Source organism: Magnetospirillum sp. XM-1 (assembly GCF_001511835.1).
GTDB lineage: Bacteria > Pseudomonadota > Alphaproteobacteria > Rhodospirillales > Magnetospirillaceae > Phaeospirillum.
In genome coordinates this window covers 2,432,130-2,450,507 of record NZ_LN997848.1, presented here as the reverse complement: position 1 = coordinate 2,450,507, position 18,378 = coordinate 2,432,130, and the positions used below count along the sequence as shown (strand labels likewise).

Genomic DNA, 18,378 nt, shown 5'->3' with positions numbered 1-18,378 from the left:
GAAACGCATGACCGCCATCGAACGCTACCTCGCCCCCGCCAGCCTGGACGACGCGCTTGCCGCGTTGGCGGGCGGCAACGCCACCATCTTAGCCGGCGGCACCGACCTGATGCCGCAAAGCAATGCCGGCAAGGTGAGTTTCCGCCCCATCCTGCTCAACATCCGCCGCATCCCTGAATTGCGGGCGGTGGACATCGCCCAGGGCCGCATCACCATCGGCGCGCTCACCACCATCAACGATCTGAAGGACAATCCGGTCATCGCCAAGGCGGTGCCGCTGCTGGCCGAGGCCGCCGACCATTTCGCCTCGGATCAGGTGCGCAACATGGGCACCATCGGCGGCAACGTGGCCAACGCCTCGCCGGCCGGCGACACCCTGGTGCCGCTCTTGGTGCTGGACGCCGAGGTGGAGCTGGCGTCGGCCTCGGGGCGCCGCTCGGTGCCCATGGCCGAGTTCTTCACCGGACCCGGACGGACAGTGCGCCGCCCCGACGAGCTGATCACCGGCTTTTCCATTCCGCTGCCCCGGCTGCGCACCGTGTCGCGCTTCGTCAAGTTCGGCACGCGGCCGGCGCTCGACATCTCGGCGGTGTCCATCGGCTTTGCCGCCACCTTGGAAAGCGGACGCCTCTCGGACGTCAGGGTGGCGTTCGGCGCGGTGGGGCCGACGCCGCTGCGCGGGCGGGCCACCGAAGCCGTGCTGGAGGGCGCGTCCCTGGACGCCCAGACCATCGCCAAGGCGGCCATCACCGCCCGCGATGAAATCAAGCCCATCGACGACCTGCGGGCCAGCGCCTGGTACCGCCGCGAGCTGGTCCACAACCTCCTGGGAAAGGTGCTGAGCGATGTCGTCTCTCGTTGAGATTTCCTGTGTCGTCAACGGCACCCCCACCCGGCTGGCGGTGCCGGCCGAAACCAGCGCGCTTGCCCTGCTGCGCGAGCATCTGGGCCTGACCGGCACCAAATACGGCTGCGGCGAAGGCGAATGCGGCGCCTGCACCATCCTGGTGGACGGCGTGTCGGTCAATTCCTGCCTGATGTTCGCCGTGGATTTCGATGGCCGCGCCATCACCACCATCGAGGGGCTGGCGGTGGACCACGCCTCGGACCCGCTGCGCCAGGCCTTCGTCGAGAAGGGCGGCGTCCAGTGCGGCTTCTGCACGCCGGGCATGGTGGTGCAATCCCGCCACGTGCTGGACAAGCACCCCCATGCCGGCCCGGACGAGGTCAAGCGCGGCCTCGAGGGCAATCTGTGCCGCTGCACCGGCTACAAGAAGATCGTCGAGGCGGTGGTCACCGCCGCCGCCGCCCAGTCAGCCGCCGAGTAAGGACGCCGCCATGAACGCCGCCCAATCCACCAGCCTGATCGGCCAGCGCATCCCCAAGATGGACGCGCCGGAAAAGGTCGCGGGCAAGACCCGCTACATCCAGGACCTCAACCTGCCGGGCCAGCTTTACGGCCTGATTCTCCGCACCGAGCGGGTCCATGCCCGCATCGTCTCCATCGACACCTCGGCGGCCAAGGCGCTGCCCGGCGTACGCGCCGTGCTGACCGCCGCCGACGTTCCCAACCACCCCATCGGCGTCAACAAGGACAACCCGCCCTTGAAGGGCGACAAGGTGCGCTGCGAGCGCGACGAGATCGCCGCCGTGGCCGCCGACAGCCTCGAGATCGCCCAGGCGGCCATCAAGCTGATCAAGGTGGAATACGAGGATCTCCCCCCCCTGTTCGACCCCAGGGATTCCATCAAGGAAGGCGCCCCGGTCCTCCACGCGGGCAAGCCCGACAACGTCGCCATGGCCTTCGACTATGCCCATGGCGACGTTGAACGGGGCGAGGCGGAATCCGACGTGGTGGTCGAGGACGAGTTCACGCTCCACCGCGTCACCCATTGCTGCATGGGCGTGTCGGGCGTCATCGCCGATTTCGAGCCCCAGTCGGGCAATCTGACGCTGTACTCCAACACCCAGGTGCCGTTCCTGCACAAGCGCGAGTTCGCCGAGGTGCTGGGCATGGACCCGTCGCGCATCCGCATCATCCAGCCGCCCATCGGCGGCGGCTTCGGCTCCAAGCTCGACATCTATCCCTTCGAGCCCATCGCCGTCTATCTGGCCCGCGCGACGCGCCGCCCGGTGAAGCTGATCTTCACCCGGGAAGAGGAGTTCATCGCGTCGCCCACCCGCCAGCCGGCCATCATCCGCCTGCGCTCGGGTGCGAAGAAGGACGGCACGCTGACCTTCCGCACCGTGGACGTTCTCTTGGACAACGGCGGCTACACCTCGTGGGGGGCGACCATCCCCTTCGTGATGATGCAGACCTTCAGTTCGCTCTACCGGGTGCCCCACTGCCGCTACCACACCAAGGCGGTCTACACCAACAACCCCTTCGCCGGGTCGTTCAGGGGCTACGGCAACCTGCAGGCCACCTTCGCCATCGAGCAGCAGATGGACAAGCTGGCCGACGCGCTGGGCATCGACGCCTATGAATTCCGCCTGAAGAACGCGCAAGTCGCGGGCGAGATCACCGGCCAGGGCATGCACTTCAAGACCTGCGGCTTCAAGGATTGCCTGGAGACCGCCGCCGGGCGCTCTGGCTATGCCGAGAAGCGCAAGGCGCTGGGCGCCGCCAAGGGGCTGTCCGGCATTCGCCGGGGCGTCGGCATGGCCTCCATGCTGCACGTGGGCGGCGGCGCCAAGATCTACCCTTCAGACGGCTGCGGCACCATCCTGAAGCTCGACGATTTCGGCCACGTCACCATCATGACCGGCGCGTCCGAGATCGGCCAGGGCTCGGAGACCGTGCTGGCCCAGCTGGTATGCGAGGAGCTGGGCGTGCCCATGAGCGCGGTGACGGTGGTCAACAACGACACCGACATCACGCCGTGGGACGTGGGCGTGCATGCCAGCCGCACCACCTTCATCGCCGGCAACTCGGCCATCGGCGCGGCGCGCAAGGCCAAGGACAAGATCCTGGCCGCCGCCGCCACCGTGTCCAACATGGCGGCCGAGGAGATGGACCTCAAGGGCGGCAACATCGTGCGCGCCAGCGACGGCGAGAAGATCATGCCGCTGGGCAAGATGCTGCGCCAGTTGCACTTCTCGGACAAGGCCGAACTGGTGATGACCACCAACTACTATGAGCCGCCCTCGGTCCACCAGGACAAGGGCTTCAAGGGCGACGTCTCGGCCGCCTACGCCTGGGCCACCCAGGTGGTGGAGGTGGAGGTGGACACCGACACCGGCATCGTCAAGCTGCTCAAGGTCTGGGCCGCCCACGACGTGGGCCGCGTCTTGAACGAGATGGGCATCGAGGGCCAGATCGAGGGCGGCATCATCATGGGCCAGGGCTATGCGCTGTGCGAGGACATGCCGGTGGTCGAAGGCCATCTGGTCAACCCCGCCTTCCGCGATTACAAGCTGATCACCGCGCCGGAAATCCCCGAGATGGACATTCAGTTCATCGAGACCATGGACGGCGAGGGCCCCCAGGGCGCCAAGGGCGTGGGCGAGGCCCCGTCCATCTGCATGGCGGCGGCCGTGGCCAATGCCATCGAGAACGCCACCGGCGTGCGCATCTCCAGCCTGCCCTTCACGCCCGAGCGGGTCTATTCGGCGCTGAAAGGACGGCCGCTATGAAGCCGCGCGTCGTCCTCTCCATGGAACAGGCGCTGTCGCTGCCCTATGCGACGCTGCGCTTCGTCCACCTGGGCTGGCGGGTGATCCGCATCGAATCCTTCGGTGCGGGCCCCGGCCTGCCGGGCGATCCCAACCGCTATATCGGCTCGGTGGTGGCCGACGACGACCGCCGCTCCTACTTCGTCGCCCCCAACGTGGGCAAGGAGGCGGTGGCCATCAACCTCAAGGAGGACAAGGGCCAGGAGGTCTTGCGCCATCTGGTCCGCTCGCTTAATGCCGACGTGTTCTGCTCCAACACCCTGCCGTCGCGCTATAAGCCGCTGGGCATCGACTACGAGACCCTGTCCAAGGTGAAGCCCGACCTGATCTGGGCCGGCATCTCGGCCATGGGGCCGGACTATCCCGACGTGCCCGGCTACGACCCGGCGCTGCAGGCCATGGCCGGCTACATGGAGCTGACCGGCGAGGCGGGCGGCCCGCCCACCCTGGCCGGCGTGCCGATCATCGATCTCAAGGCCGGCGACGAGGTCTATGCCGGGGTCTGTCTGGCGCTGGCCGAGCGGGCCGAGACGGGCAAGGGCTCGCGCATCGACGTCTCCATGCTGCAGGCGGCAGCGTCCTGGCTGATCACCACCCTGCCGCTGGTGGATTTCGGCTGCGATCCCATCGAGATCACGCGCTGCGGCAACGAGCACCGCAAGTTCATCCCCACCAACGCCTATCCCACGGCGGACGGCTACATCTTCGTCGCCATCGGCTCGGACGTGCAGTGGCGGCGGCTGACCGAGCTGCCCCGCTTCGCCCCCGTCGCCAAGGCGGGGCGCGAGACCAACCAGGGCCGCCACGCCGACCGCGAGGCCATCCAGGTGGACATGAAGGCGGTGACAAGCCGCCACACCACCGCCGAACTGGCTGGCGACTTCCGCAAGGCCACCATCCCCAACGCCCCCATCAACGACATCCGACAGGTGCGCAAGCTCGACGCGCTGGAGTCCAAGCTGACCTCCACCCGCCTGCCCGACGGGCGCAAGGTGCGCATGCAGCCCATGGCGGTGGATCTGGCCGGGCGGGACACCTCGTTCCCCTTCCCGCCCCATTACGGCGAACACACCCGCGCCGTGCTGGCCCAGGCCGGCATCCGGGGCGGCGATTACGACGACCTCGCCCGGTCGGGCATCGTGCCGCAATCGGCTTAATCAACAAGAACCCGGGAGGACACATCTCATGAGCAAGCTGAACGGCAAGGTGGCGCTGGTCACCGGATCGGGACGCGGCATCGGCCAGGCCATCGCGCTGAAGCTGGCCAAGGAAGGCGCCAAGGTGGTGATCAACGACCTGGACGAAGGCCCGGCGGCCGAGACGGTGGCCATGATCAAGGCGCTGGGCTCCGACGCCCTGGCCGTGGTGGGCGACGTCACCGCCAAGGATTTCGGCGACCGCATCGTCAAGGCGGCGCTGGAAGGCTTCGGACGGCTCGACATCATCGTCAACAACGCCGGCTATCCCTGGGACGGGGTGATCCAGAAGGTCACCGACGAGCAGTGGTACGCCATGCTCGACGTCCACGCCACCGCCCCTTTTAGGGTGCTGCGCGCCGCCTCGGACTACATCCGCTCGGCCACCAAGGCGGAGAAGGAGAAGGGCGAGGTGGTGACCCGCAAGGTGGTCAACGTCTCGTCCATGGGCGGCATCTGCGGCAATCCCGGCCAGATCGCCTACGGCGCCGGCAAGTCGGCCCTGGTGGGCGTCACCAAGACCATGGCCAAGGAATGGGGGCGCTACGGCGTCAACGTCAACTGCGTCGCCTTCGGTTGGATCAAGACCCGCATGACCAAGCCTGCCGGGTCGGGCCAGGAGGAAAGCCACAAGACCCACGGCATCGAGATCAAGATGGGGGTCAACCCCGACCTGCTCGACACCATGAGCAAGATGATCCCGCTGGGCCGCGGCGGCACCCCCGAGGAAGCCGCCGGCGCCGTCTATCTGCTGTGTTTGCCCGAAGCCGACTACATCACCGGTGAAGTGGTGATGTGTACCGGCGGCTTCATCATGTAACGCCAAATCCCGATGAGCAGAACTCATCGGGATTTGGCTAGGCCCAAGGGGCCGCGCGCCTTATGGCGGGGGAGGCAAGGGTCGCGGAGGCGACCCGCCCGCCGCTTGAGGGCGATCCCGAGGATCGGTCACGATCTCCGGGATAGGTGTAATGGCCAAAGACCCAAAAACAGGCATGGCCGGAAACGAGGACCCAAAAATGAAATAGCCACTTACTGGGAGGGAGAAATGTCGCATACGTCTAGGAGGCGAATATTGTTAGCGTCGGCCGCCATTGCCGTGATGGCGGCCTGGACGGGGTCGGCCCAGGCCATCGAGCCGATCAAGATCGGCGCGGTGCTGAGCGTCACCGGCCCGGCGTCGCTGCTGGGCGACCCCGAAGCCAAGGTCCTGAAGATGTACTCGGACCAGCTCAACAAGGACGGGGGCGTGCTCGGGCGCAAGATCGAGCTGATCGTCTACGACGACGAGGGCAAGGCCGACAAGACCACCACCCTGGTCAAGCGCCTGATCGAATCCGACAACGTCGACCTGATCATCGGCCCGACGCTGACCGGCAACACCATGGCGGCCATTCCGCTGGCCGAGCGGGCGGAAATTCCGCTGATCTCCATCGCCGGCGGCGGCGTCATCGTCGAACCGGTCAAGAAGTGGATCTTCAAGACGCCCCACACCGACAAGATGGCCACCGAAAAGGTGTTCCTCGACATGAAGAAGCGGGGCATCACCAACATCGCCCTGATCTACGGCAACGACGGCTACGGCAAGTCGGCCAGCACCGCCACCAAGGAGCTGGCCCCGTTGCACGGCATGACCATCCTGGCCGACGAGACATATTTCGCGTCCGACGCCGACATGACGCCGCAGCTCACCAAGATCAAGAACACGCCGGGCGTCCAGGCCATCTTCAACCTGGGCTTCGGCCAGTCGGCGGCGGTGGTGACCAAGAACGCCAAGCAGCTCAACATGGGCCTGCCCTATTACGAGTCCCACGGAGTCAATTCCAAGAACTTCATCCAGCTGGCCGGAATCGACGCCACCGAAGGGGTCCGCCTGCCGGCCTCCGCCGTGCTGGTGGCCGAGGCGTTGCCCGCCGACGATCCGCAGAAGACGGTGACCATGAAGTTCAAGACCGAGACCGAGGCCGCCTTCAAGACCGAGGTCTCCACCTATGGCGGCCACGCCTATGACGCCTTGCAGATCGCGCTGACCGCCATCTCGCGGGCCGGTTCGGTCGACAAGCACAAGGTCAGGGACGAGATCGAGCGGACCTCGGGCTATGTGGGAACCAGCGGCATCGTCAGCATGTCGCCCGGCAATCATCTGGGCCTGAACCTCAACTCGTTGAAACTGCTCGAGATCAAGAACGGCCAGTGGAGCCTGGTTCAGTAAGGTCCTGCATGGGGCGGCAAGCCGTTGGAGGAAATCCCGCCGACGGCTTGTTGACCTGTTCCTGAACTTGTTACCGCTCAGAGATAGAGTCCCGTCTGGTTTTGATGCCTGAAAAGGGCGGTGATGGCAACCAGGGCCGGGGCATGCCCCGGCCCTGGTTGCGTTCGGGATCGAGCGGCCATCTCCGCCGGCGTGGCGCCGCCGAGGCTGGTATGGGGCCGCACATGGTTGTAATCCTCCTTCCAGGCCGCCAGGACCGCCCTGGCGTGATTCAATGAGGTGAACAGCGTCTCGTTGAGGCATTCGTCGCGCAGCTTGCCGTTGAAGCTTTCGATGAAAGCGTTCTGGGTCGGCTTGCCCGGCGCGATGTAATGCCATTCGACCCGGCGTTCCTGGCACCAGCGCAGGATGGCCATGCTGGTCAGCTCGGTGCCATTGTCGGACACCACCATCACCGGTCTGCCTTGCCGAGCCATCAGGGTGTCCAATTCCCGAGCAACTCGAGCACCAGAAAGTGACGTGTCCGCCACCAGCGCTAGGTGTGGAGTCGCAAGACGTTGTCACCGGTCAGACCGAGTCGGCTGATAGGTGTCTGCGCCTTCAAGCTACCATGGGGCCGATGCCAGTTGTAGCGGTGCAGCCAGTGGGGCAACTCCTCGGCCCGGCGGGCTGAGTTTTCATAAGCCTGGGCATAGGCCCATTCGCGGAGAGCCGTCTGGATGAAGCGCTCGGCCTTGCCGTTGGTCTTGGGCGTGTAGGGCTTGGTGCGGACATGCTTGAGCCCATGATCGGTGCAGGCTTTGCGGAACGGCTTGGAGCGGTAGCATGAGCCATTGTCGGTCATCACCCGCTGGACGGTGATGCCGAGGCCGGCGTAGTAGGCCAGCGCCGCGTCCAGGAAGGCGACGGCACTTTCCTTCTTTTCGTCGGGCATGATCCTGGAGAAGGCAACCCGTGAAGCGTCGTCGATGCAGACATGGACGAACTCCCAGCCGACGCCCCGACTGTTGCTTTGGCCGATTCGGTCGCCGGTGATGCGGTGGCCGATCTTATTGAAACGGCCCAGCTGGACGCCTCCAAAAACCTCGGCGCTGGCCTGATTTTGGCCTGATCGGATCGGCCGTGGTGCTGGTCAGGCCCTATCGGCGCCGATTTCCGCAGGACATTGGTGGTTTCAGGCAATATTCCCCTGGTTTTGCCCTCAAGCGGGCGCACGTTTCCTCTCAAGCCACATGAGACGCCGCATGTTGTAGGCGAGGTTGATCATGCCGATCTTGGTTTCCGCCCTGGCCTTGCCGATGGTGCGGACGATGGCGGCCATCGGCCCCTTCTGGTGAGCGAAGATATGCTCGATCTTGGAGCGCACCATGGATTTGAGGGCATTGGCCTTGCGGGTTCTGTCTGGCATCGGCTTGCCCTTGGGCTTCTTGCGATGGACCTGCGAGACGAAGCCGTTCTTCGCCATAAACGTCTCGTTGTTTTCCGAGCGATAGGCCGTGTCGGCCCAGACGCCGCTCGCCGTATTGGTCTTGTCGAGTAGATCGTGCAACCGGGCGCCATCATGGGCTGCTGCATCCGTCACCAGCCATTTGCGGATCAGCCCATGCGCCCGATCCGCCGAAACGTGGTTCTTGTAGCCGAAGGATGGGACGGCCAGATCCACTTGCGGCTGGCCATCCTCACGGGGCTTGGCCTTGGAATACTTCACCGTCCACCGCGCATCGCGGTCCTTTTGCCGCAATTTCGCTGGCTTGTCCTTCCAGGCGTCAGGAATGGTTCCGGCCTTGATCGCGGCCTTCTCACCATCGGTATTGCGCTGTTTGGGGGCGGCGACAATGGTGGCATCCAGCAATTGCCCCGACATCGCCAGATAGCCTGCATCGCGCAGAGCCGCATCGAAGCGCTCGAACAGCGCCTTGATGGCGTTGGCCTTGGTCAGGTGCTCGCGGAAGGTCCAGATCGTGTTGGCATCGGGAACCGGATCGGAGATCCCAAGCCCAAGGAACCGCTTCCAGGTCAGGCGGTCACGCATGAAATATTCCGTGGCCTCGTCGCCCAGGCCATTCATCGCCTGCAGGATCAGCACCTTGAACATCAGCACATGATCGAACGGCGGACGACCACCTTTGGCGCCATTCGAGCGCGGAACCGCACGCTCCAGGTCAGGACGGAACAGCGCGAAATCGATCGTCCGGTTCAAGTGCTCCAGCACGTCGCCCTTCTTCGAAAGACCCGCCAGACATTCTTCAACGTCGAAAAACCCCGGCGCCTTCATTGCCCAACCTCACCGCCACGATCCCGTCATTGAATCAAAGCCCCGCCCTCATCACCAGGGTTTTTGGAGGCGTCCAGCTTCTTGATGTCGATGTGGATCATCTCGCCCGGCTCGGCGCGTTCATAGCGACGCACCGGTTCGGCAGGCTCCAGCGACTTCAGCCGGTTCATGCCGAGGCGGCCCAGGATGCGGAATACCGTCGCCCTGGACACGCCCATGGTGGCGGCGATCTCGCCTCCCGTCCGGCGTTGGCGCCGCAGAACCGCTATTTGCTCGGCAAGGGCAGCAGGCGTTTGCGCCGGTGACCGATGCGGACGCGATGAGCGGTTGTAAAGGCCAGGCACGCCCTCGGAGCGGAAACGGGACACCCATTTACGGGCGGTCCTGAGGCTCACGCCCATGGCGGTGGCCACCGACATGGGTCTTTGCCCCTCTTCGACAACCCGCCGAACCAGAATCTCTCGACCGGTCGGCGTCAGAACGGCATTCTTGTGGATGCCCATTCGATCTCTCCCTGGATAGCCAAAGTGTCGCAACTTCAGCTTCCTCGGTTCGGATCGAGTGGGCAACCTCCTGAGACTTCACAGCTAGGCACTCGCGGGTATGGTCATCGACCACCGCCAGGATGCGGAACCGCCGCCCGTCGATGAAGGCGTCGGAGACAAAATCCAACGACCAGCGTTGGTTCGGCCCCATGGGGGCCGACATCGGCGCCCGCGTGCCCAGAGCCCGCTTGCGTCCGGTGCGGCGGCGCACCGCCAACTTTTCCTCCCGGTACAGCCGCAGCATCTGGACGCCTCCAAAAACCCTGGTGATGAGGGCGGGGCTTTGATTCAATGACGGGATCGTGGCGGTGAGGTTGGGCAATGAAGGCGCCGGGGTTTTTCGACGTTGAAGAATGTCTGGCGGGTCTTTCGAAGAAGGGCGACGTGCTGGAGCACTTGAACCGGACGATCGATTTCGCGCTGTTCCGTCCTGACCTGGAGCGTGCGGTTCCGCGCTCGAATGGCGCCAAAGGTGGTCGTCCGCCGTTCGATCATGTGCTGATGTTCAAGGTGCTGATCCTGCAGGCGATGAATGGCCTGGGCGACGAGGCCACGGAATATTTCATGCGTGACCGCCTGACCTGGAAGCGGTTCCTTGGGCTTGGGATCTCCGATCCGGTTCCCGATGCCAACACGATCTGGACCTTCCGCGAGCACCTGACCAAGGCCAACGCCATCAAGGCGCTGTTCGAGCGCTTCGATGCGGCTCTGCGCGATGCAGGCTATCTGGCGATGTCGGGGCAATTGCTGGATGCCACCATTGTCGCCGCCCCCAAACAGCGCAATACCGATGGTGAGAAGGCCGCGATCAAGGCCGGAACCATTCCTGACGCCTGGAAGGACAAGCCAGCGAAATTGCGGCAAAAGGACCGCGATGCGCGGTGGACGGTGAAGTATTCCAAGGCCAAGCCCCGTGAGGATGGCCAGCCGCAAGTGGATCTGGCCGTCCCATCCTTCGGCTACAAGAACCACGTTTCGGCGGATCGGGCGCATGGGCTGATCCGCAAATGGCTGGTGACGGATGCAGCAGCCCATGATGGCGCCCGGTTGCACGATCTACTCGACAAGACCAATACGGCGAGCGGCGTCTGGGCCGACACGGCCTATCGCTCGGAAAACAACGAGACGTTTATGGCGAAGAACGGCTTCGTCTCGCAGGTCCATCGCAAGAAGCCCAAGGGCAAGCCGATGCCAGACAGAACCCGCAAGGCCAATGCCCTCAAATCCATGGTGCGCTCCAAGATCGAGCATATCTTCGCTCACCAGAAGGGGCCGATGGCCGCCATCGTCCGCACCATCGGCAAGGCCAGGGCGGAAACCAAGATCGGCATGATCAACCTCGCCTACAACATGCGGCGTCTCATGTGGCTTGAGAGGAAACGTGCGCCCGCTTGAGGGCAAAACCAGGGGAATATTGCCTGAAACCACCAATGTCCTGCGGAAATCGGCGCCGATAGGGCCTGACCAGCACCACGGCCGATCCGATCAGGCCAAAATCAGGCCAGCGCCGAGGTTTTTGGAGGCGTCCACCTTCCTACGTCTTGCAGATCGCTTCCCGGATTGCCGTGCTCTCCGGCCCGCCCGCGATATAGCCGATGAATGGAAGATCGAGGAAATGGGAGGGCCAAATCCGTTGATTTGGTCCTTTCGCTCATCCGTTTGCCAGTCGGCGCGACAGCGCATTAGTCTTTATTGGTCGGAATTTAGTGGGACAAGATGGCGCGTTAACGCCGCCGGATCCTCCTTACGTTACTGGGACTATTTCTGCGGCCCGTTGTGAACAACGCGTGCTCGCCGAATCGCGTTACAACGCCATTATACACGACACGATATCAAATGCTCAGCATCCGTCGGTGAATAGTCAGAGTGTGATGAAGCGCATGGAGTGACGGCCCGTTTTCTATGTCCCATTTTATGTTGATATGCTTGCGGCTTTTAGTTTGTGTGCGTCATGTGTATTTACGTTTCTTGCAACGGTAAGCTTTCGGCTTATGTTACTATAAACGTATCTAGTAACGGATCCATGCGGCATGGCAAAGAGTAATCGCGAGCGGGTTGAATCGTACCGGGCTAGGGCCTGTTGACAAAGGGGATTGAACGAAACCGCTGGCGCGGTATTGGAGCCTGAGGGGACGGCGAAGGCTCCTGTCTGAGAAGGTTGGTTTTCCACGCCCCCCCCTACAGACAGGAGGCCCCCGATGGCCGAATTGAGCCCTTTGCGTCGCCGCATGATCGAGGACATGACGGTCCGCAATCTTTCGCCGGCGACGCAACGATCCTACCTTCATGCGGTTTCGAAGTTCAGCCGCTTCTTCAATCGATCGCCGGATCGGCTCGACCTTGAAGACGTGCGCACGTGGCAGGTCCACTTGGTGTCGCAGGGGATTTCGTGGGCCAGCCTCAACCAGTTTGTGGCGGCGCTGCGGTTCTTCTACGGGGTGACGCTGCGGTGCCCCGAGACCCCGGAGCGGATCACCTATGCCCGCCAGCCGCGGCGGTTGCCAGTAGTATTGAGCGCCGACGAGGTGGTGCGCTTCCTGGAGGCGGTGCCCAGCCTGAAGAACCGCACGGCGCTGACCACGGCCTATGCCGCCGGGCTGCGAGTATCAGAGGTGGTGGCGCTCAAGCTGGCCGACATCGACAGCGGCCGGATGGTGATCCGGGTCGAGCAGGGCAAGGGGCGCAAGGACCGCTACGTCATGTTGTCGGCGCAGTTGCTCGGCATCCTGCGCACCTATTGGCGGCTGGCGCGGCCCGGGCATTGGCTGTTTCCCGGCCGCGAGGACAAGCCGATCGAGCCGAATGTGCTGAATTGCGCGTGCCGCTCGGCCTGTGCCGCCGCCGGGATCGACAAGTGCGTCACCGTTCATACCCTGCGCCACAGCTTTGCCACCCATCTGCTGGAAGCGGGCACCGACATCCGCATCATTCAGGTGCTGCTCGGCCACAACAATCTGTCGACCACGGCCCGCTACACCCAGGTCTCCAACGCAATGATCGCCAAGACGACCAGCCCACTCGACGGCCTCGACCTGATGGTGGTGCCGCCGTCCTGAGATGGCAGCCATGGCCGGGGGACTGGAGGTGGCGGACGTGTTCCGCCGCTTCGGCAGTGCATGGCGGGCTGCCCAGGATGGACATCTCGACCGCGGCCGCCGCCGGGTGATGGCCGCCATCGAGGCTTGCCGAACGGCGCAATTGGGCGGCCATAGCGAGTCCTGTGGTGCGTGCGGGCTGGTGCGCATCGCCTACAATTCCTGCCGCAACCGGCATTGTCCCAAATGCCAGGGGCTGGCACGCGCCCAGTGGCTGGCCGACCGCCAAGCCGAGTTGCTGCCGGTGCCATACTTCCACGTCGTCTTCACCGTGCCGGCCGAGATCGCCGCCATTGCCTTCCACAACAAGGCGGTGGTCTACGACATCCTGTTCAAGGCGACAGCCGAGACACTGCGCACCATCGCCGCCGATCCCAGGCATCTCGGCGCCGAACCCGGTTTCGTCGCCGTGCTGCACACCTGGGGACAGGCGCTCCAGCACCATCCCCATCTCCATTGCGTGGTGCCGGCCGGCGGCCTGTCGCCGGACGGAAGCCGCTGGGTCGCCTGCCGTCCGGGCTTCTTCCTGCCGGTGCGTGTGCTGTCCCGGTTGTTCCGCCGCTTGTTTCTGGCCCAAATGACGGCGGCGTTCCTGGCGGGCAAGCTCGCCTTCTTCTCCGACCTCGCAGCCCTCGCCGAGCCGGCCGCCTTTGCCCGCCATCTGGCGCCGCTGCGCAAAACCGACTGGGTGGTCTACGCCAAACGCCCATTCGGCGGCCCCGAGCAGGTGCTGGCCTATCTCGGCCGCTACACCCACCGCGTTGCCATCGCCAACAGCCGCCTGGTCGAGATCGCGGACGGCTCGGTCCGTTTCCGCTGGAAAGACTATCGTCATCACGACAAGCAGAAGGTGATGACGCTGCAGCCCGGCGAATTCATCCGCCGCTTCCTGCTCCACGTCTTGCCCGACGGCTTCCACCGCATCCGTCATTACGGATTCCTCGCCAACGGCCAGCGGGCGGCCAAGCTGGAAAACTGCCGTCGCCTGCTGGCCGTGCCGGCGCCGGCAACGGTCACGGCGGGGACGCCCGACGACTACCGCGACCGCCATCACCGCCTCACCGGCCACGACCTCCGCCGCTGCCCATGCTGCGGCGGCACTATGGCGCCGCTCGGCGCCATCCCTCGATCACCGGCCGGCCATGCCGCCTACCGGATCGACACGTCATGACCGCCGTACCGTGCCTGCTCTTGGGAACCGTGCTCGCACCGACGCTGGCCGTCGGCATCGCGCTCGGTCGCCCACATCGTGTCCTGGCGCCCATCATGGTCAGCGCGATTGCCGCCGATCGGCACCTCACGGCAACCGCCGCCGCAATTTTGGTCCTGGCCGCCGCGCCCGTGAACGCCCCCTCGGCCGTCATCTCACCGCCCCAGCCGCCCGGCGCACCCACCGCCACGGCCAAATCCCCATAGACCTCGTCTGCGTCCCGCGGTTTCGTTCAATCCGGCTTCTCAGAGGTCCGGCTCCTTTGAGGCTGCCGTCGTACCGGCCGGACCTCAGAGAACCCTCCAGATTCCCAAAACGGCGCGGGCGTGATTCAACACTGGTCTTTGCGGAGACCAGTGGCATGCGCGGCGACCTGAGGGATGAGGAGTGGGCGATCATCGGTGAACTGCTGCCCTCCGAGCGAGGACGCGGCTGCCGCCCTTCCCATGACAACCGCCGCTTCATCAACGGCATGCTTTACGTACTGCGGGTCGGCTGCCCCTGGCGCGACATGCACGAACGTTATGGCAAATGGAACTCCGTCTACGTCCGCTTCCGACGCTGGGCCGAACAGGGCGTCTGGGACGCCTTGTTGGAAACACTGGTCGATCTCGGCCTGACCGACGACTGGCAGCACATGGTCGACAGCACCATTGTCCGAGGGCACAGCCAAGCCGCCGGCGCAAAAGGGGGACTCATAAGGAAGGCTTTGGTCGAAGCCGCGGCGGCTTTACGAGCAAAATCCACGCCCGCGCGGACGGTCAGGGACGCCCTCTTGGCTTCAAGCTGACTGGCGGTGAAGTCTCGGATTATCAGGCGGTCGAATACCTGATGGCGCTTCCGGTCGCTACACCGCGCATGCTGCTGGGGGACAAAGGCTATGATGGTGACGCCGTCCGCGAGAACCTGCTTTTCCACGGCATCCTGCCGGTCATCCCGCCTCGGGCCAATCGCTCCCAGCCCATTGCATGCAACTTCCTGCGATACAAGGATCGTAACCGCATCGAGCGCATGTTCAATCGCCTCAAGCAGTTCCGCCGCATCGCCACCCGTTACGACAAAACCGCCAAATCTTTCCTGGGTTTCCTCCATCTGGCCGCTGCAAAGCTTTGGCTACCGGCCTTTGTCAACAGGACCTAATCGGCCCTCCGACCAGCGAACAGAAAACCTCAGAGCGGCGGCAGCCCTTGTTCTCGCCGCCGCCCTGTCCCTGTCCTCCTGCGGAGGGGTCAGCAAGTCGCAGTATGTGGAGCGGCGCAACGTCCAGGTGGTGGAATTGGTGCCCGAGGCCAAGGCCCGCTCGACGCGGGCCTTGCTGGGCGGGCGCTATGAGTCGCCGCGCGGCGTTCTGACCCTGGCGGTGGCCAAGGAGCTGGACGGTGAGCTGCATCAGTTCGAAAGCTATGACGAGGCCACCGTTCAGGTGAAGTCCAAGGCCCCCGATCCGGTCAAATTCCTGCTTACCGGGCCGTTCGCCGCCTTGTCGGCGGTGCTGGCTCCCCAGGACACCGGCCAGATTCTGCAAGGCAGCAAGGAGGCCCTGGTGGGTTCCGAATTGGCCCGCAGGGAGAATGTGGTGGCCCGCACCGGCGGCGAGGGCAAGCCGCTGGGCCGCCAGGGAACCAGCCGCATCCCCTGGGGCGGCGCCCGTGTCCAGCTGGGATTGGAGGACGCGCCGCCGCGCGACGTCACCGCCGATGCCGACGGCAATCTGAATGTCGCCCTCTATGAACTGGTCGCCGATCCCGGAACCTTGCAAAACAGGGACAGCATCCTGGTCCGCGCGGCGGTCAGTCTGAACGGCGCACGGACCGAGACCAGCATCACCCTGGCGCAAGCGGATGTCGTCAAGCTGCGCCAGTTGACCGCCGCCTATGCCGCCGAACAGGGGCGCGGCTCTGCCCGCACCTCCGACTTCACCGCCGCCGCCCGGCATTTCCGCCTGGGGGCGGAACTGGGCGATGCCGACGCCCAGATGCTGCTGGCCAATCTCTATCGCGACGGCCGGGGGCTGCCGCAGAACCATGCGGAATCCCTGCGCTGGATGACCCGCGCCGCCCAGCAGGGCGAGGCCGAGGCGCAATTAGCCTTGGCCGAGCTGTTGTCGTCGGGTGGTGGGGGACAGCGGGACGAGGTTCAGGCCTATGTCTGGGCCTCGCTGGCCGCCGCCCGGCTGGGCGACAAGCAACGCGGCCGGGCTGTCTCAAAGCGTGACAGCATCGCCCGCCATCTGGGCGCCCGTGATCTGGCCGAGGCTCAATCCTTGGCAGCCGCCTTCACGCCCACATCCGAGAACACCGTCACCCTGGCTGCCGGGCCGCCGGGCGGCGCCGAGGTCCAGGCCGATCCGGTTCCGCCCCTGGACCCGTCGCGCATCAAGGGAACCCGCAAGCCCAACGCCGTCGCCCTGATCATCGGGGTGGAGGAGTATCAGCGCCTGCCCGCCGCCCAGTTCGCCGCCCGTGATGCCCGTGTCTTCCGCGACTTCGCGGTCAACGGAATCGGCATCGCCCCCGATCGGGTCAAGCTGCTGGTTGGCGCCGATGCCCGTCTGCTGGACATCCAGAAGGCGCTGGACACCTGGCTGGCGCCGGAGATCAAGGACGGCGCCACCGACGTCTATGTCTTCTTCTCCGGCCATGGGCTGGCCTCGGAGAACGGCCGCAACCTCTACCTCTTTCCCTATGACGGCGACCGGGCCTTGCTGGAGAAAAGCGCCATCGACCGCGCCGCCACCATCGACACCATCCTGAAAGCCGGGGCCAGGTCGCTGACCCTGTTCCTCGACACCTGCTATTCCGGCGGCACGCGCGGCAACGACACCCAGATCGCCGATATCCGCCCCGTCATCATCCGCACCCGGGATGGCGAGGTCCCCAGCCCTGCCGCCGTGCTGGCCGCGTCGCGCAACGACCAGTGGTCATCCTCCTTCGCCGCCGCCCGCCACGGCCTGTTCAGCTATTACCTGATGCGCGGCCTGATGGGCGAGGCCGATGCCGATGGCGACCACCGCATCACCCTGGGCGAGCTTCACGCCTATGCCGAACGCCACGTCCGCCGCGAAGCCAGCCGCAAGGGCCGCGAGCAGACCCCGGTGCTGGTGGGAGGTGGGGATAAGTTGCTGGTGGCGTGGTGAGGGGCCGCTTGGGTGCTATGCAGTTGGCCCTCCCATCAAGCGAGAGTTTTCTCCTCGGCCAGGCATTCATAACTGGGCCAGCACGTCCCGGTGTCCTGGTTGACGCGATTCAGCAAAAACCAGCCGATTCGCCGTGCTGCATCGTTCAAACGCTTGTCCCAGGCCATCTCGCCCTGCAATAGCCAGCGATCCAGCAGGGTTTCCTTCTTTACAACCTGCATGGTGATTTTCCTTCCTTCCGTCTGCGGGGGTTTTGGAGCAAATTCGCGAGAGGAAGGCGGGCGAAATCGAAGTGCAAGTAACGCTGGTTGCACGCCCCCGCAACCAAATACAAAACGCCGCCAACTCAATACGTTGGCGGCGTTTCGCTTTTCCGGCGCCGGATCGTCATGCCAAGGCCGGTAAGCATGGGGTAAGCAGTTCACAACAATTCAACACGCCCCTCATTAACTCGCAGCGTAACTACCTCGCAATACCCGGGATCGATCACTACCGTCCTCAGATCTTCCATAGCCGCGCCCACTAGGGCATTGATAGTGAGATAGTGGGTAAACAGCACCGTCGGTGCCGATAGTCTACTCACAAAGCCTAATAACGAGGAGCGCCACGACTCGATTGTCGGATCCAAAGCGCCGTAGCTCTCGGTCAGCATTACGTCCAACCAAGGACGTCGTTGGGGTAGATTAACCCCAGTCATCCAAGTAGGAGCGGGAATCTCATCGATTTCCGGCGAGATGATCACAGATCGCTCCCATAACGCAGCCAGTGGCTTTGCAGTGCTCTGGGCGCGCAGGAACCTAGATGCTAAAACAGCGCAAGGCTGAATATGGATGTTAAGTTGCCTAGCCACTGCCTCGGCCTGGGTGTGCCCTAACTCAGAAAGGTCGGGATCCTCGGCCTGATCGAACCCCCGCGCAGACTTTCCATGGCGGACCAACCAAATTAGCGTTTCCATAAGCCCTCTGTGTCACCGCATGATCGAGGACATGAGTGTCCGGAATCTGTCGCCAGGACCCAACGATCCTACCTTCATG

At 64.4% G+C, this 18,378-nt stretch carries 15 protein-coding genes and 4 pseudogenes; 12 read left to right on the top strand and 7 right to left on the bottom strand.

Translation table 11 applies throughout. The features are described 5' to 3' along the window. Positions 1-7: 7 nt before the first annotated feature. The 6 genes from XM1_RS11505 (at position 8) to XM1_RS11480 (ending at position 7,083) form a co-directional block, all read left to right on the top strand. The gene (locus tag XM1_RS11505) at positions 8-862 is read left to right on the top strand and encodes a xanthine dehydrogenase family protein subunit M (RefSeq protein ID WP_068433528.1); all 855 of its coding nucleotides are present in this window, start codon (positions 8-10) and stop codon (positions 860-862) included. Next, positions 846-1,328: a (2Fe-2S)-binding protein gene (locus XM1_RS11500; protein WP_068433527.1), complete on the top strand. Its 483-nt coding sequence runs from the start codon at positions 846-848 to the stop codon at positions 1,326-1,328. Before XM1_RS11505 ends, XM1_RS11500 begins: the two co-directional genes overlap by 17 nt. Positions 1,329-1,338: 10 nt before the next feature. Further along, positions 1,339-3,636, top strand: a complete 2,298-nt coding sequence (locus tag XM1_RS11495) for a xanthine dehydrogenase family protein molybdopterin-binding subunit (protein WP_068433525.1) — start codon at positions 1,339-1,341, stop codon at positions 3,634-3,636. Then, positions 3,633-4,832: a CaiB/BaiF CoA-transferase family protein gene (locus XM1_RS11490; RefSeq protein ID WP_068433522.1), complete on the top strand. Its 1,200-nt coding sequence runs from the start codon at positions 3,633-3,635 to the stop codon at positions 4,830-4,832. Before XM1_RS11495 ends, XM1_RS11490 begins: the two co-directional genes overlap by 4 nt. A gap of 28 nt (positions 4,833-4,860) precedes the next feature. After that, entirely contained in the window at positions 4,861-5,691 is an 831-nt protein-coding gene (locus tag XM1_RS11485; protein ID WP_068433518.1) for an SDR family NAD(P)-dependent oxidoreductase, read from the top strand. Between the two features lie 282 nt (positions 5,692-5,973). After that, positions 5,974-7,083, top strand: a complete 1,110-nt coding sequence (locus XM1_RS11480) for an ABC transporter substrate-binding protein (protein WP_082700714.1) — start codon at positions 5,974-5,976, stop codon at positions 7,081-7,083. A gap of 77 nt (positions 7,084-7,160) precedes the next feature. Here the strand turns inward: XM1_RS11480 and XM1_RS11475 are convergent. The 5 genes and pseudogenes from XM1_RS11475 to XM1_RS23285 all read right to left on the bottom strand — a co-directional run. Further along, positions 7,161-7,622 (bottom strand): annotated as a pseudogene (locus XM1_RS11475) (integrase core domain-containing protein); the annotation flags it as partial. Next, positions 7,619-8,152 (bottom strand): annotated as a pseudogene (locus XM1_RS11470) (integrase core domain-containing protein); the annotation flags it as partial. The pseudogenes XM1_RS11470 and XM1_RS11475, both read right to left, overlap by 4 nt. Positions 8,153-8,284: 132 nt before the next feature. Next, positions 8,285-9,358, bottom strand: a complete 1,074-nt coding sequence (locus XM1_RS11465) for an IS5 family transposase (protein ID WP_068433508.1) — start codon at positions 9,356-9,358, stop codon at positions 8,285-8,287. Positions 9,359-9,384: 26 nt separating this feature from the next. After that, on the bottom strand, positions 9,385-9,861 hold the full coding sequence (locus XM1_RS11460) for a leucine zipper domain-containing protein (RefSeq protein WP_068433512.1): 477 nt from the start codon (positions 9,859-9,861) through the stop codon (positions 9,385-9,387). Positions 9,862-9,940: 79 nt separating this feature from the next. Further along, positions 9,941-10,150 (bottom strand): annotated as a pseudogene (locus XM1_RS23285) (IS3 family transposase); the annotation flags it as partial. A gap of 74 nt (positions 10,151-10,224) precedes the next feature. Between XM1_RS23285 and XM1_RS11450 the strand changes: the two are divergent. The 6 genes and pseudogenes from XM1_RS11450 to XM1_RS11420 all read left to right on the top strand — a co-directional run bounded on the left by XM1_RS11450 (position 10,225) and on the right by XM1_RS11420 (position 17,344). Continuing rightward, positions 10,225-11,298: an IS5 family transposase gene (locus XM1_RS11450; protein ID WP_068433508.1), complete on the top strand. Its 1,074-nt coding sequence runs from the start codon at positions 10,225-10,227 to the stop codon at positions 11,296-11,298. Between the two features lie 803 nt (positions 11,299-12,101). Next, positions 12,102-12,959 carry a tyrosine-type recombinase/integrase gene (locus tag XM1_RS11445; RefSeq protein ID WP_068428055.1) on the top strand — a complete coding sequence of 286 codons (858 nt, stop codon included), beginning with the start codon at positions 12,102-12,104 and terminating at the stop codon, positions 12,957-12,959. Between the two features lies 1 nt (position 12,960). Next, positions 12,961-14,169 carry an IS91 family transposase gene (locus XM1_RS11440; protein WP_369815998.1) on the top strand — a complete coding sequence of 403 codons (1,209 nt, stop codon included), beginning with the start codon at positions 12,961-12,963 and terminating at the stop codon, positions 14,167-14,169. Further along, positions 14,166-14,414, top strand: coding sequence for a hypothetical protein (locus XM1_RS11435; RefSeq protein ID WP_068428062.1), 249 nt, complete (start codon positions 14,166-14,168; stop codon positions 14,412-14,414). The genes XM1_RS11440 and XM1_RS11435 overlap by 4 nt, the downstream gene beginning before the upstream one ends. A gap of 179 nt (positions 14,415-14,593) precedes the next feature. Continuing rightward, a pseudogene (locus XM1_RS24945) lies at positions 14,594-15,348 on the top strand (IS5 family transposase); the annotation flags it as partial. A gap of 106 nt (positions 15,349-15,454) precedes the next feature. Then, positions 15,455-17,344, top strand: coding sequence for a caspase family protein (locus XM1_RS11420; protein WP_068433497.1), 1,890 nt, complete (start codon positions 15,455-15,457; stop codon positions 17,342-17,344). A 35-nt stretch (positions 17,345-17,379) separates the two neighbouring features. Here XM1_RS11420 and XM1_RS11415 read toward each other — a convergent pair whose 3' ends face one another. Then, on the bottom strand, positions 17,380-17,565 hold the full coding sequence (locus tag XM1_RS11415) for a helix-turn-helix domain-containing protein (RefSeq protein ID WP_068433495.1): 186 nt from the start codon (positions 17,563-17,565) through the stop codon (positions 17,380-17,382). A gap of 200 nt (positions 17,566-17,765) precedes the next feature. Continuing rightward, positions 17,766-18,299, bottom strand: a complete 534-nt coding sequence (locus tag XM1_RS23280) for a histidine phosphatase family protein (protein WP_082700466.1) — start codon at positions 18,297-18,299, stop codon at positions 17,766-17,768. Between the last annotated feature and the right edge of the window lie 79 nt (positions 18,300-18,378).

Excerpts from the sequence above, each read along its gene's own strand:
- XM1_RS11490 (WP_068433522.1), top strand. The coding sequence starts at position 3,633 with ATGAAGCCGCGCGTCGTCCTCTCCATGGAACAGGCGCTGTCGCTGCCC.
- XM1_RS11450 (WP_068433508.1), top strand. The coding sequence starts at position 10,225 with ATGAAGGCGCCGGGGTTTTTCGACGTTGAAGAATGTCTGGCGGGTCTT.
- XM1_RS11505 (WP_068433528.1), top strand. The coding sequence starts at position 8 with ATGACCGCCATCGAACGCTACCTCGCCCCCGCCAGCCTGGACGACGCG.
- XM1_RS11440 (WP_369815998.1), top strand. The coding sequence starts at position 12,961 with ATGGCAGCCATGGCCGGGGGACTGGAGGTGGCGGACGTGTTCCGCCGC.
- XM1_RS11445 (WP_068428055.1), top strand. The coding sequence starts at position 12,102 with ATGGCCGAATTGAGCCCTTTGCGTCGCCGCATGATCGAGGACATGACG.
- XM1_RS11495 (WP_068433525.1), top strand. The coding sequence starts at position 1,339 with ATGAACGCCGCCCAATCCACCAGCCTGATCGGCCAGCGCATCCCCAAG.
- XM1_RS11465 (WP_068433508.1), bottom strand. The coding sequence starts at position 9,358 with ATGAAGGCGCCGGGGTTTTTCGACGTTGAAGAATGTCTGGCGGGTCTT.
- XM1_RS11480 (WP_082700714.1), top strand. The coding sequence starts at position 5,974 with ATGGCGGCCTGGACGGGGTCGGCCCAGGCCATCGAGCCGATCAAGATC.
- XM1_RS11485 (WP_068433518.1), top strand. The coding sequence starts at position 4,861 with ATGAGCAAGCTGAACGGCAAGGTGGCGCTGGTCACCGGATCGGGACGC.
- XM1_RS11415 (WP_068433495.1), bottom strand. The coding sequence starts at position 17,565 with ATGCAGGTTGTAAAGAAGGAAACCCTGCTGGATCGCTGGCTATTGCAG.
- XM1_RS11435 (WP_068428062.1), top strand. The coding sequence starts at position 14,166 with ATGACCGCCGTACCGTGCCTGCTCTTGGGAACCGTGCTCGCACCGACG.
- XM1_RS11460 (WP_068433512.1), bottom strand. The coding sequence starts at position 9,861 with ATGGGCATCCACAAGAATGCCGTTCTGACGCCGACCGGTCGAGAGATT.
- XM1_RS23280 (WP_082700466.1), bottom strand. The coding sequence starts at position 18,299 with ATGGAAACGCTAATTTGGTTGGTCCGCCATGGAAAGTCTGCGCGGGGG.
- XM1_RS11500 (WP_068433527.1), top strand. The coding sequence starts at position 846 with ATGTCGTCTCTCGTTGAGATTTCCTGTGTCGTCAACGGCACCCCCACC.